The organism is Pseudidiomarina terrestris, assembly GCF_030466405.1.
GTDB classification, from domain to species: Bacteria; Pseudomonadota; Gammaproteobacteria; order Enterobacterales; family Alteromonadaceae; genus Pseudidiomarina; species Pseudidiomarina terrestris.
Window position 1 is genome coordinate 405096 of the sequence record NZ_JAGGJF010000002.1, and the last position, 12561, is coordinate 417656.

At 52.1% G+C, this 12561-nt stretch carries 13 protein-coding genes; 3 read left to right on the forward strand and 10 right to left on the reverse strand.

Going from position 1 to position 12561, the window contains the following annotated elements:
• Positions 1–77: 77 nt before the first annotated feature.
• Positions 78–518: a DUF4826 family protein gene (locus tag J6J34_RS06245; RefSeq protein WP_301720267.1), complete on the forward strand. Its 441-nt coding sequence runs from the start codon at positions 78–80 to the stop codon at positions 516–518.
• Here J6J34_RS06245 and J6J34_RS06250 read toward each other — a convergent pair.
• The 5 genes from J6J34_RS06250 to J6J34_RS06270 are packed head-to-tail and all read right to left on the reverse strand — an operon-like array spanning position 515 to position 5526.
• The gene (locus J6J34_RS06250) at positions 515–1672 is read right to left on the reverse strand and encodes a cupin domain-containing protein (protein WP_301720268.1); all 1158 of its coding nucleotides are present in this window, start codon (positions 1670–1672) and stop codon (positions 515–517) included. The genes J6J34_RS06245 and J6J34_RS06250 overlap by 4 nt on opposite strands.
• A complete protein-coding gene (purB, locus tag J6J34_RS06255; protein WP_301720269.1) occupies positions 1672–3045 on the reverse strand; it encodes an adenylosuccinate lyase in 1374 nt (457 codons plus the stop codon). Before purB ends, J6J34_RS06250 begins: the two co-directional genes overlap by 1 nt.
• On the reverse strand, positions 3042–3686 hold the full coding sequence (hflD, locus tag J6J34_RS06260; RefSeq protein ID WP_301720270.1) for a high frequency lysogenization protein HflD: 645 nt from the start codon (positions 3684–3686) through the stop codon (positions 3042–3044). Before hflD ends, purB begins: the two co-directional genes overlap by 4 nt.
• Entirely contained in the window at positions 3683–4828 is a 1146-nt protein-coding gene (mnmA, locus tag J6J34_RS06265; protein ID WP_301835813.1) for a tRNA 2-thiouridine(34) synthase MnmA, read from the reverse strand. Before mnmA ends, hflD begins: the two co-directional genes overlap by 4 nt.
• A gap of 20 nt (positions 4829–4848) precedes the next feature.
• The gene (locus J6J34_RS06270) at positions 4849–5526 is read right to left on the reverse strand and encodes a pseudouridine synthase (RefSeq protein WP_301835717.1); all 678 of its coding nucleotides are present in this window, start codon (positions 5524–5526) and stop codon (positions 4849–4851) included.
• 32 nt (positions 5527–5558) lie between these two features.
• On the opposite strand from J6J34_RS06270, the gene J6J34_RS06275 reads away from it, so the two are divergent.
• Both J6J34_RS06275 and J6J34_RS06280 read left to right on the forward strand, forming a co-directional pair.
• Positions 5559–6347 (forward strand): DUF2189 domain-containing protein, encoded by a 789-nt coding sequence (locus J6J34_RS06275; protein ID WP_301898654.1) that lies wholly within the window; start codon positions 5559–5561, stop codon positions 6345–6347.
• The gene (locus J6J34_RS06280) at positions 6347–7234 is read left to right on the forward strand and encodes a glucosaminidase domain-containing protein (protein WP_301720273.1); all 888 of its coding nucleotides are present in this window, start codon (positions 6347–6349) and stop codon (positions 7232–7234) included. The genes J6J34_RS06275 and J6J34_RS06280 overlap by 1 nt, the downstream gene beginning before the upstream one ends.
• Here J6J34_RS06280 and ttcA read toward each other — a convergent pair.
• The 5 genes from ttcA to J6J34_RS06305 all read right to left on the reverse strand — a co-directional run bounded on the left by ttcA (position 7209) and on the right by J6J34_RS06305 (position 12561).
• On the reverse strand, positions 7209–8192 hold the full coding sequence (gene ttcA / locus J6J34_RS06285; RefSeq protein ID WP_301720274.1) for a tRNA 2-thiocytidine(32) synthetase TtcA: 984 nt from the start codon (positions 8190–8192) through the stop codon (positions 7209–7211). The two genes, J6J34_RS06280 and ttcA, sit on opposite strands and share 26 nt — an antisense overlap.
• A 44-nt stretch (positions 8193–8236) precedes the next feature.
• Entirely contained in the window at positions 8237–9166 is a 930-nt protein-coding gene (gene uspE, locus J6J34_RS06290; RefSeq protein ID WP_301720275.1) for a universal stress protein UspE, read from the reverse strand.
• A 65-nt stretch (positions 9167–9231) separates the two neighbouring features.
• Positions 9232–9903, reverse strand: a complete 672-nt coding sequence (locus J6J34_RS06295; protein ID WP_301720277.1) for a sulfite exporter TauE/SafE family protein — start codon at positions 9901–9903, stop codon at positions 9232–9234.
• Complete coding sequence (gene ccoS, locus J6J34_RS06300; protein WP_301720278.1) at positions 9893–10087, reverse strand: cbb3-type cytochrome oxidase assembly protein CcoS; 195 nt, start codon at positions 10085–10087, stop codon at positions 9893–9895. Before ccoS ends, J6J34_RS06295 begins: the two co-directional genes overlap by 11 nt.
• A gap of 2 nt (positions 10088–10089) precedes the next feature.
• Positions 10090–12561, reverse strand: a complete 2472-nt coding sequence (locus J6J34_RS06305) for a heavy metal translocating P-type ATPase (RefSeq protein ID WP_301898655.1) — start codon at positions 12559–12561, stop codon at positions 10090–10092.

Genomic DNA, 12561 nt, shown 5'->3' on the forward strand with positions numbered 1-12561 from the left:
GTTCTTTCACGGTAGTATGTAGCTATGCTTCAAAGCAGTTTCAGACGAACTAAAATCGAGAAGGATGTAAACAGATTATGGCAACCGAACAGCCTCAAATGACCCAGGAAGAGATGTCCGCATGGGTCCGTGAACACTTTCAGGCGGCGAACAAGTACCTGGCTGAAAACGGCATCATCAGCGATCGGGTCTTAACCAAAGACTCGCGCTATTTAGCGCCTTATGTCGCTATTTGGAAGTTTAGCACACAGGACAAAAAAGAATTGTGGTTGGTCAACGGCGATGTGCCGACGGACGTCGCCGGCAATAAAGCCGCAGACAATGCGCGCGACGCCTTACGCTACTTTTCGTTCCAGTGGCAAATGAAAGCGCAAGGAATCTTAGGTGATCCTAAGAGCAGCGCTGATCCTGAACAACAGCGCTATGCCCAATATTTGATTGATCGTGCCGAAGCACTGTATGACGTGGTCGGTACTGAAGAGTTATGGCAGGCGCCAGCAGAGCAGGGCAACAGTTAATCTGTTGCCTCGTCTTCAAGTTCCTGAATTAAATGGAATACGCCCTGATTCAGCAGTTCAGCTAAACAGTTGAGCGCTGCTGAGTCGGCGAGTATCGCGTCGCACTCTGCTAATGCCACTTCCTGGTCCAGCTCCAGTAACGCTGTAAAGCCTGCGCTTAAGCTGTCGGGCTCGGCAACGCAATCGCCATTGGCATACAACTTACCGTCACAGCCCAGTAATAGCCGCGCGCCGGGCGTGCGGCAAACCAACATGTCGGTGCTGGCATAGCTGGCTAATTCAACCAGGGTAATTTCACGCTCAGGCTGTGGCAGTGGTCGTTTCGACTGCGACATCACTTGCTGGATTGCATGTACCCCAGAGGCTGATTTCAGCTGTTCGAGCAAGAGTTGCTGGACGTTTTCAATCTCCCGCTCAGCAATTTCATACGGCGCTTTGTTTTGGTCCAGTTTCGGATCCTGGTAACGGGGGAATTTTTCCTCACTTGCCAGCAATTGATCAGCGAGTTGGGCCAGCCACTCAGCGGTATTCGGGGCACGAAAACCAATCGAATAGTTCAGGCTGGGCTCCAGCGCCACGCCATGGTGCGGGCAGCCAGCTGGAATATAAAGCACATCACCAGGTTGCAGCACAGCATCGATGCAGGCGGTAAAATCAGTATTGCGAATTTGCTTTAAGTCGGGATGCGGGCAAAACTCTTCCGCACCGGCATCGCGCTCACCCACGCGCCAGTGACGCTGACCTGCACCCTGAATAATAAAGACATCGTACTGATCGAGGTGGGCGCCGACGCTACCATGCTCAGTGGCAAAGCTCACCATGACATCATCAAGCCGCCAATCGGGCAGGAAGCGGAATGGCAAGAGCAAGTTCTGCACATCCGGAAACCACTCGTTGACCGCTTGCACCAGCAGCGTCCAACCTTCTTCGCCAAACCGTTCATAGTCTGTAAAAGGGCCGTGTTCAACATCCCAGGTAGCGTCCTGCTGGGCGATTACTCTGGCATCAACGCCTTCTTCCATCGCTAAGCCGGCGAGCAACTCTGGTGCAATAGGATCATCAAAGTCTGCCAGCGCGGCGCGCATCAATAGTGGCCGTTGCTGCCAGTAATCACGCAAAAAGGCGTCGCGATCGATCCGCAGTTCAAAGGACATCAGTGCAACTCATCAACGAATTGTACGGCACGGCCGATATACGAAGCAGGGGTCAGCAATTTAAGCTCTGCTTTGACGGTTTCTGGCAGTTCAAGAGAATCAATAAAATCAGCCATGGCCGCTTGGTTGACGCGTTTCCCGCGGGTCAGTTCTTTCAGTTTTTCATAAGGCTTTTCGATGCCATAGCGACGCATGACGGTTTGAATAGGCTCAGCTAACAGCTCCCAGTTCTGATCCAGTTCGCGTAGCAGGTTATCGGCGTTGACCTCTAGTTTGCTCACACCTTTGAGAGTCGCCTGATAGGCAATTAGAGCATAGGCAAAGCCGACGCCAAGGTTACGCAACACGGTGGAGTCGGTCAGGTCACGCTGCCAGCGACTGATCGGCAGTTTACTTGCCAGATGTTGCATCATGGCGTTGGCGATGCCCAGATTGCCTTCTGAGTTTTCAAAATCAATTGGATTCACTTTGTGCGGCATGGTCGAGGAGCCCACTTCGCCTGCAACCGTGCGTTGTTTGAAATGGTTGAGCGCAATATAACCCCATACGTCGCGGTTGAAATCAATCACGATGGTGTTGAAACGGGCGACCGCATCAAACAGCTCGGCGATGTAATCATGGGGTTCAATCTGAGTGGTGTAGGCATTCCAGGTCAGCCCAAGACCCGTCACAAACTGCTCGGAAACCTTGTGCCAGTCGACATTCGGATATGCCACCTGGTGGGCATTGTAGTTACCTACGGCACCGTTAATTTTACCCATTAGAGGCACGGCGTTAAGTTGCTCAAGCTGGCGTTGCAAGCGCACATAGACGTTTGCCATCTCTTTACCCATAGTGCTCGGCGTGGCCGGTTGTCCATGGGTGCGAGCCATCATAGGAACAGCTTTGTGTTCAATGGCAAGTTGCTTGATCGCAGCGGTAAGTTGCTCCATGGAAGGCAGCATCACTTCAGTCAGGGCTTCGCGCAGCATTAACGCATGCGACAAGTTGTTGATGTCTTCAGAGGTACAGGCAAAGTGAATAAATTCACTGACGGCATGCAGTTCGGCCTGTTCAGCAACGCGCTCTTTGAGGAAGTATTCGACTGCTTTTACGTCATGATTGGTGGTCGCTTCGATGGCTTTGACGCGCTCAGCGTCAGTCTCACTGAAATTCTCGATCAGGCTGTCGAGAAATGCATTCGCGTCATCTGAAAATGCTGGAACCTCACTGATTTCCGCTGTTGCCGCAAGCTGCTGCAACCACCTGACTTCAACGATAACGCGATTGCGGATCAGCCCGTATTCACTGAACATGGGGCGCAGGGCTTCAGCTTTAGAGCCGTAACGGCCATCGACAGGTGAAAGTGCGGTAAGAGCGGATAATGTGGTCATTCTGAGGACTCCGATTGTGAACTTAATACACGTAAAAGGTCATGAGCGGTGGCGATCATGCGCTGCCGCGAAAAAATAAAGTGGCGACGCTTACCGCCGACCTGGCGCCACAGCACAGCGCTGCGAATAGCAGCCAGGAGTAGGGCGCGGATCTGATTCTGAACCGGCTGTTGCTGCAAATAATCGGGTTTTCCGTGTATCTGCAGAGGCCTGCCTAGCGGTGAAATACAGTCGCTGTAGACACTTGCCATGCCAGTGTAAATGGTTTCTTTGTCGAACTGGAACTGAGTGTGCTGGCGGTGCAGCTGTTCAATGCGCTCACCGAGTTTAGCAAAGGCTGCCGGCTGGCGTTGAATTCGTCGGGCTAACGCCAGTACACCGACCATATAGCGGGTGGTTTCGATGTCTTTGTTGCGCGTAGCGCCGAGCTGATCCAACAGCACCCGCAAACCGACCCGAAGGTTTTTAACATCACCATAGATGGCGGCGAAGGCGTCAGGGTTTTGTACCAGCACACTGTCCAGCAGCGCATTGCGCTGAAAACTTGGATCGAGCTTGCCCTGACGCGCCAGGTTTTTCACTGCTGCCGCCGACTGCGCAATCGCCGCCAGCGCTATGACTCGTTGTTGCCACTCATTCACAGTAAGACCTCATGATCAGCCAGACGCTGCTCGATGATGCCGCCGCCCAGACAGACTTCGTTCAGATAAAACACTGCGGATTGGCCCGGCGTGACTGCGGCAACCGGAGCATTGAACGCAACGGCTACCGTACCATCGGCTTGCGGAGTGACTGTGCAGGGAATATCCTGCTGCCGGTAGCGTGTCTTCAGGGTACATTGCAACGGCTGTTGCGGGCCCTCGCGGTCGATCCAGTGCAATTGTCCCGCAATCAGCCCTTTGGAATAGAGCCGCGGGTGGTTTTTTCCCTGTGCGACAATCAGAACGTTGCGTTCAACATCTTTATCGACCACATACCAGGGCTCGTCGCCAGCATTGGCCAGGCCACCAATATGCAATCCTTTACGCTGACCCAAGGTATGGTACATCAAGCCCTCGTGTTCACCTAAGACATCGCCGTCCACGCTCTCAATGGTTCCGGGGCGAGCCGGCAGATAGGTTTGTAGGAAATCCTTGAATTTGCGCTCGCCAATAAAGCAAATACCGGTCGAATCTTTCTTATCAGCGGTTACCAGGTCTTGTTCTTCGGCAATCCGGCGCACTTCCGGTTTTTCAAGTTCGCCTACCGGGAATAAAGTCTGGGCTACATGCTCGTGCGACAGGGTATAAAGGAAGTAACTTTGATCTTTGTTGTCATCCAGGCCTCGCAACAGCTGGAATTTGCCATCCTGCTCACGCCGGCGCACGTAATGTCCGGTGGCGATATAGTCAGCCTCGAGTGCCGCTGCGGCAAATTCAAGAAAAGCTTTGAACTTGATTTCTTTGTTGCACATGATGTCTGGATTCGGCGTACGACCCGCGCGATATTCGTCAAGAAAGTATTCGAACACATTGTCCCAATATTCAGCAGCAAAGTTCACTGTGTGCAGAGGGATACCGAGTTTAGCGCAAACCGCCTCGGCATCAGCAAGATCCGTCGCCGCTGCACAGTATTCGTCGGTATCGTCTTCTTCCCAGTTCTTCATGAACAAACCTTCCACCTTATAGCCCTGCTCGAGCAATAAGTAGGCAGATACGGACGAGTCAACGCCGCCGGACATGCCGACGATAACTTTTGTGTTTGCGTTCGCGTTTTCAGTAGTGGACATGACAACCTTCGTGATGACTTTTAAGCGCGCGAATTCTACCACACAGGAGGGACTTCACGCCACTGACCTGGCTGCATTCCTGCCAGACGCCAGGGCCCAATTGCCGCCCGGATAAGACGCAAGGTCGGAAAGCCAACCGCAGCGGTCATGCGGCGAACCTGGCGGTTTTTACCTTCACGAATCACCAGGCAGATCCAGGTGTCTGGCACTGATTTGCGTTCTCTGACCGGTGGCTCCCGCTGCCAGAGGTTATCCGGTTCAGGCATGACAAAGGCTTCGGCTGGCAGGGTTTTACCATCATTGAGTTCAACCCCGTCCCGTAATTGCTGCAGCGCTGCTTCATCTGGACTGCCTTCAACCTGAACCCAGTAGGTTTTCGGCAGTTTGTGTTTCGGGTGACTTATTTTATGCTGCAGACTGCCGTCGTTAGTTAACAGCAATAAACCCTCGCTGTCTTTATCAAGGCGACCCGCCGGGTAGATATCGTTGAAGGGAATGTAAGGCTTTAAGGTCAAATCCCCCGTTTCACCTGAGAACTGGGTGAGCACGCCGTAAGGCTTGTTGAACAACACCAGTTTCGGGTTGGCAGGACGAGGCTGGGACTGCCGGCGTTTTTGATAAGGTCGTTTCACATCTGGCTCCTGTTGATCTTGACGAGTACCGTCCGGCATAGGATTAATGTTAGAATCATCTTTGCTTTGAACGTCAGCCATTAAAAAACAATAGTATAAAGGAAAAGCTAGCGATGCAGGACTCAAACCCGAAAGATTCACAAACTCTGGCAACGACTAAGGATAACTTTGCTGCTGCATTACGTGGCGAAGTCCCGCTACAGGTTGGTGATGTCATTCAACGCAGCTGGGACATCACGCTGAGAGCGCTACCAATAATGTTACTGGGTCTGGTCATTTTAATGCTGGTAAACCTTGTGCTTTCGACGGTTTCCGCGCAGCTTTTCCCGGTTGATGAAGAGAATGTTAACTTCTTCAATATGTTCGGACAATCGGTCTTGAGTGGTCTGCTCATCGCACCATTTACTGCGATTCTGGTGTTAATGGGGCTGCGTAATGCGCGCGATGAAAAGCCTACGCTCGGTTTGATCAGTGAAGCCCTGCGATTCGCGCCGCAAATGATTGCGGTTGCAGCGATTTTAATGGCAGCGATGGCCGTTCCCGGCATTATTCTCTATTTCATTTTTGGTGCTACCGGGACCTTTTTCGCGTTATTCATTCTAATAGCGATCTATTTACAGCTAAGCTTTACCTTAGTGACGCCACTTATTCTGGATCGTCATTTGACGGTGTCGCGGGCGATTTTCGCTTCTGTACTGATTTTAAATAAAAAGATGGCACCACTGGTTGCGATCTATGCGATCTTTACAATCATTGTGATTATCAGTGCCTTACCGCTGTTTTTAGGTTTAATCTTCACCATCCCCATGAGTTTTAACGTGATCGGTGTCATCTATAATCGTCTCATTGGCGTACCAGAAGGAACTACACCAACGGACCCTGAGGCTATTGAGGAGAATTGATGTTACGTAAGCTGACTATCATGCTAGGTATTATTGCTGCGGTGGCAGCGGCCATCGCCCCAAATGTGCTGCATTTGGCTCATCCTTACCGTTTATACGATGGGGTTGTCCCGGCGCATACTATTGCCGTGGCTGCGCCGACGGTAACAGAATTGCCGGATTTTTCCCGTTATCAGCAAACCGACGAGAAGAAACAGGCATTCTTCTCTTTCCTGGGGCCCTTAGTCGCGGCTGAGAACGCTGTGATTGAAGAGCAGCGGGCCGGCTTGCATGCGCTGTATACCAAATGGCAACTCAATCCTGACTCCCTGTCGAATGAGCAAGTCAGCTGGCTTGAATATCTCGCGAAACGTTATCGCGTCGAGTTTAGTTTTACTTCTGAGACCGAAGCAGAGCAGGGTTTTGCTCTGTTAAAACGCCGCGTGGATGTGATCCCGGAGACGTTAGTATTGGTGCAGGCCGCCAATGAGTCTGCGTGGGGCACGTCGCGCTTTGCTCAGCAGGCGCTCAATTTATTCGGTCAGTGGTGTTTTCGCGAAGGTTGTGGCCTGGTACCGGGTGCTCGCGGGGCTGAAGCGACCCACGAGGTGCAGAAATTCGATTCGGTAAATGCTTCCGTGCGTAGCTACTTGCGTAACCTGAATACCCATCCTGCTTACTATGAAATGCGGCAACTGCGCGCCGAGCAGCGTGAGCAAAATCAGACCATCAGGGCGTTGGATTTAACTCCTGGATTGCTGAGTTACTCGGAACGAGGTGAGGCCTACGTGGAAGAACTGAATGCGATGATTCGCGTCAATCGTCCCATCATCATGGATGCGATGGACGATGACAAACCCGTTGCAGAGCCAGGCTTTACGCCTAGCTCAGATTCCGCACCTGAATAACTCCTGAGCGATCGGCGCCTGCCGCGTCGGTCGCATCATCTTCGCTGTCATCCTGATAGTTCGCAAATGCGGTCGGCACACTATGATCAAAAGCAGTATCGCCAAGCTCATTGCTCTGTCCATCGGCCGCAATGCTTTTAAAACCAAACAGTTCCGCATCTGCCAGATGCGAAGGCACAACATTCTGCATTGCTGTAAACATGCTCTCCAGTCGCCCTGGATAATTCCTGTCCCAACCGCGCAGTAGATCTTTAATCACCTGACGCTGCAGATTCTCTTGTGAACCACACAAATTACAGGGAATGATCGGAAATTTGGCCAGCGCAGAGTATTTTTCGATATCTTTTTCGCGCACGTAAGCTAAGGGACGAATAACAACATGCTCGCCGTTATCGCTTACCAGTTTTGGCGGCATTGACTTTATTTTGCCACCGTAGAACATATTCAGCATCAGCGTTTCGAGCATATCGTCGCGGTGATGGCCCAAAGCGATTTTTGTCGCGCCAAGCTCTTTTGCTACCCGATAGAGAATACCGCGCCGCAAGCGCGAGCAAAGCGAACAGGTGGTTTTACCCGCGGGAATTTTTTCTTTTACGATGCTATAGGTGTCTTCCTCAATGATCCTGAAATCCACACCTTCCTGGCGCAGGTATTCAGGCAGCACATGCTCTGGGAAACCTGGTTGTTTTTGGTCGAGATTCACAGCAATAAGGGAAAACTTGATCGGGGCAATCTTCTGCAAAAAGCGAAGAATAGCCAGTAGGGTATAACTGTCTTTGCCGCCGGATAGGCACACCATGACCTTATCGCCATCTTCTATCATATTGAAATCTTCGATAGCACGACCGACGTGACGACGTAAGCGCTTTTCTAACTTGTTGAAATCATAGCGTTGTTTCTTTTCCTGCTCGTCAGTCAAAGGGCTGTTTGGCGCTGGGGTATGGGTCACTAAACTCATGAAACTCACTTGTTCGAAATTAAGGTTGCCTGAAAACGGCCGGATTATACCTTAACTGGTGACTCAAATCCCGCTGGTTTTACCGCCAGCAAGTCACAATTGATTTGTTCGATCACGTGCTCCGCGGTATTACCCAATAAAGCCGCACTAAGACCTGTCCGGCCGATGGTACCCAGCACCACAAGCTCGGCATCGAGTTCTTCAGCGAGCTCAGGGATCACTTGCTCTGGTAAACCTTCACGAACATGCTGCCGGCTCTCGGGAATGGAGAAGCGTTGCGCATGTTTCGCCAGTGCCTGTTGATGGTTTTCGGCAATAACTTCACGGTAGTTGCCGGTATCAAACTCCGGTATTTCAGCAGCAATGGTAACTGGCGCGCCAGGATAGGCATTGACTAAGTGAACTTCGCTATGCAAGCAATTGGCGAAGCGCTGCGCTGATTCGGTAATGCGATAGTTCAGGCTGTCATGATGATCATTGTCACCAGTGGTATGAATTGCGGCCAGGACCTTGCCGTTTTCGGGCCATTCATGTTCTTTTACCAGTAGCACGTGGCAGGGCGCTTTGCGCAGCAGGTGCCAGTCCGTTGGTGTGAATATTAAGTGGGCAAGACCTTCATGAGCGTGGGTGGCCTTGACGATAATATCGTGTTCGCCAGTGATGGCGGTCTCGATGATGGCTTCGTAGGGACGGTTGTGCCAGAGCACCTTTATGGATATATCCAATTCCCGCGTGTTGTAATCTTCGAGCAGGTCTTCGATCCACACCTTGCGATCGTTAATAAGACTGTCGCGCATACTGTTACGTTCATCAGCTGCGAGCATTGTGGTCATTTCATAGGAAAAGTCATAGATCGAGAGCATTAAAGTGACCGACGCCTGGCTGATACGAGCGAGGTGCAGGGCACGGTTCAACGCTTTTTGTTGCTGTTTATCGGAATCCAGAACGACCAGGATATTATTAACGCAAGACATGGGCTACCTCGTTGAAACATCTTTCTTATTATTTGAGTCTAGCTCTAAATTGAGAGGCTTGCGAATTATCCCATGAGCAAAGTTTGACGCAACGCAATGACAGCGACCCAACAGCCATAAAGGATCATGACTACGCCCATAGCCTGGCGAAATCCTTTGGCTTTTAAAACACTTTGAATGGCTCCGCTAAACCAGCCAAAGGCGAGCATCGCCGGCAGGGTACCGAGGCCAAAGACGAGCATATAAAGCGCACCGGAGCTGGCAGAACCACTGAGTGCTGCCCAGCTGAGCGCACTGTAGACCAGGCCGCAGGGAAGCCAGCCCCAGAGCATGCCAGCACTGAAGCGGCTCACTAATGCCCCCTTGCCGCGATGGTACTGGGTGAGCTGTGCGGCTTTGGGCGCAATTTTGCGCCATAACGGACGACCCAGAGCTTCAAGTTTACGCAGGCCCAACCACCAGCCGCCAAAATAGCAACCCAGCGCAATCAGAAAGAAAGCGGCAAGGAACCTTAGACCAATGAGCATGGGTGAGAAGCTGCTAATCAAAAGCTGACTGAATAAGCCCACCAAAGCGCCGGCAATGGCATAAGAGGTAAGCCGGCCAAAGTTATAACTGAGTAAATCGCGAAGGGGAGGCTTGGCACCCAAGGCGCCGGCTAAGCCACCACACATCATCAGACAGTGGCCGGCACCGGCGAGTCCCATCAGAAAAGCGGCGAAAACATCAAGATTCATCGCGCTTTTGCTTTTCTTCAGGCGTGGTCTTCGACTGTTTAGGATCGTCGTCATCAAGCAATACGTTCATTCCCTGGCGTTCCAGATCCTCAAACTGATCACTACGCACCGCCCAGAAGAATATGGCGACGGCGATGATCACGAATAAAACAGCAATAGGTATCAGAATATAAAGACTTTCCAAAGCTACCTCGAATCTGTTGCTGAAGAGTCACTGCGGTAAAGTCTAAGGGAGTTCGCTAAAACTAACAATGAACTTAACGACATTCCGATTGCGGCAATGTAAGGCGTAACCAGACCCAGCACGGCAATCGGAATGATGCCAATATTGTACAACAGCGCCCAGCTGATATTTTGTTTGAGAATACGGCGGCTTTTGCGCGTGCTGGCGATAAAGGTCGTTATTGCCGCGAAGTCATTGCGCATGGCGACGCTATCGGCGGCTTGCCGAGCGAGATCCGCAGCCTGGCCGAAGGTCATGGAAACATCGGCCTGGGCAAGTACCGGCCCGTCATTGATGCCATCACCTACCATAAATACGGGACCATGTTGTTGCTGCGCCTTTACAAAAGCCAGCTTGTCTTCTGGTAGACACTGCGCCTTAAAGTTGCTGATCTGCAGTTGTTGCGCAACGCGTTCAGCGTTGGCCTGACTGTCACCGGTCAGCATAATAATCTCATAATTCCAGGTGCGTAGCGTCGCGAGCGTGGCGGGAACATCGTCACGCAAAGTATCGGTCACCTGGAAGCAGGCCAGCACTTCGTCAGCAGTGGCCAGAATCACGTTAGCAGGAGCCAGAGTAACAGCTTCTGGATGCCACTCTGCGATGTAGCGAGGATGGCCGATACGTACGGGCTGTTGGCTGGTGCCTGCAGTCCAGATCGCTTCAATACCGGCTCCCATTTTGACCTGAACGTTATCAAGCAACACTCGCTCGGGCGCCTTCTCATTAGCGCTTGACAGGCTTTTGAAGGGCTCCGCTAACGGGTGTTCGGAATGTTTCTCGAGAGCGCTGGCAAGGGCATTAATGCCAGCTTTTGAATAACCTTCACTTAAATAGGTCTGGCTGGCAAAGCTAAATTTACCGCTAGTCAGGGTGCCGGTTTTATCAACGATTAACGTACGGCAATCACGGAGCGCTTCAATCGCATCGGTATTGCGCAGCAGGATGCCCTGCTTATTGAGCTGGTGTATCACACCTGTAACGGCCGTCGGCGCCGCCAGAGCAAGGGCGCAGGGACAGGTTGCGACCAGCACAGCCAAGGTCACCCAAAACGCTTCTTCTGGGTCGATAAAACTCCACACCAGGAAAGTAGCAGCGGCAAGAAAGAGTAACTGTTTTACGAACTGGCTGGCCAGCCGCTCGGCCTGTACCGCCAGTTTAGGTTTGTTGGCCAGCGCCTGATCCTGCATCGCTGCAATCTTTGCCATCACCGTGTTTTGCTGAGTTGCTTGCACTGCAATGCGAATGGGCTGAGTTTGATTTAGGGTGCCGGCATACACAGTTTCATTTCGCTGTCGGCTGACCGGTACACTTTCGCCAGTTAGCATACTCTCATTGATTTCCGCTTGCTCGGAGACGAGCTCGCCATCAGCTGGCAGGGTCTGACCAGGTAACACCCGGACAATATCTCCAGGCTGTAACTTATGGACTGCAACGGCTTCAAGCTCGCCGTTCGGGCCTTCACGTTGTGCCGTTGCCGGTAACAGTTTTACCAGGTTAGCGGCGGTGGCGACCGCACGTTGTCTGGCGAGTAACTCAAGGTAGCGGCCGACCAGCAGCAAGAAGGTAAACATGCTGACGGATTCAAAATAGACTTCGCCGTGATTGGTAAAGGTCGCATAAGCACTGGCCCCATAAGCGCTGAGCAGAGCCAGGCTCACCGGCACATCCATGTTCAGCTGGCGTGCCTGCAGACTTCGTAATGCCGACATGTAAAAGGGCTGGGCACTATAGAGCAGCACCGGGGTCGCAAAGAGGAGACTGATCCACCAGAAGAATTGGCGCATGCTTTGATCGAGTTCGTCGACCATACCGAAATAGAGGGCGATGGCAATCATCATCACCTGCATGGTGGCCAGTCCGGCAATACCGATACGCCGGATGAAGTAGCGCCGGCGCCGTTTAAAATCTTGCTCCTGAGTCGCGGCCTGAAAGGGTAAAGCACGGTACCCCAGACCAGCGATGTGTTGCAGCAAGCTACTGAGTTTGATCTGTTCTGGTAACCAACTGATCAGCACCCGTTCAGTGGTAGCATTGACCTGCGCTTTTTGCACACCTGGCTGGCGTTGCAACTGTTGTTCAATCAGCCAGGCACAGGCAGCGCAGGTCATGCCTTCAACCGACAACGTAGTGGATTTAAGGCCGCTGTCACTGGTTTGTGTGAACTGGTCCTGCAATTCGTCCTGATCGTAGGCTTCGAGTTGCTGCAGCTCTTCCGGTAGTAACGGGATCTGCAGGGGGTTGCTGGTATCCCGAAACTGGTAGAAGTGCAGCAGGTTCTGATCGTTGATAGTTTGTGCCACCGCCTGACAGCCGTAACAGCACACCGCGCGGGACTGACCGGCAACAATCACATCGTAACCACCATCGTCAGGGAGGGGTTGCAGACAGTGAAAGCAATGCCCGTCGGGAGCAGGCGGCAGCTCTGTGGCCAT

Excerpts from the sequence above, each read along its gene's own strand:
- J6J34_RS06245 (WP_301720267.1), top strand. The coding sequence starts at position 78 with ATGGCAACCGAACAGCCTCAAATGACCCAGGAAGAGATGTCCGCATGG.
- J6J34_RS06250 (WP_301720268.1), bottom strand. The coding sequence starts at position 1,672 with ATGTCCTTTGAACTGCGGATCGATCGCGACGCCTTTTTGCGTGATTAC.
- purB (WP_301720269.1), bottom strand. The coding sequence starts at position 3,045 with ATGACCACATTATCCGCTCTTACCGCACTTTCACCTGTCGATGGCCGT.
- J6J34_RS06270 (WP_301835717.1), bottom strand. The coding sequence starts at position 5,526 with ATGGCTGACGTTCAAAGCAAAGATGATTCTAACATTAATCCTATGCCG.
- J6J34_RS06275 (WP_301898654.1), top strand. The coding sequence starts at position 5,559 with ATGCAGGACTCAAACCCGAAAGATTCACAAACTCTGGCAACGACTAAG.
- J6J34_RS06280 (WP_301720273.1), top strand. The coding sequence starts at position 6,347 with ATGTTACGTAAGCTGACTATCATGCTAGGTATTATTGCTGCGGTGGCA.
- ttcA (WP_301720274.1), bottom strand. The coding sequence starts at position 8,192 with ATGAGTTTAGTGACCCATACCCCAGCGCCAAACAGCCCTTTGACTGAC.
- uspE (WP_301720275.1), bottom strand. The coding sequence starts at position 9,166 with ATGTCTTGCGTTAATAATATCCTGGTCGTTCTGGATTCCGATAAACAG.
- J6J34_RS06295 (WP_301720277.1), bottom strand. The coding sequence starts at position 9,903 with ATGAATCTTGATGTTTTCGCCGCTTTTCTGATGGGACTCGCCGGTGCC.
- J6J34_RS06305 (WP_301898655.1), bottom strand. The coding sequence starts at position 12,561 with ATGGCCACAGAGCTGCCGCCTGCTCCCGACGGGCATTGCTTTCACTGT.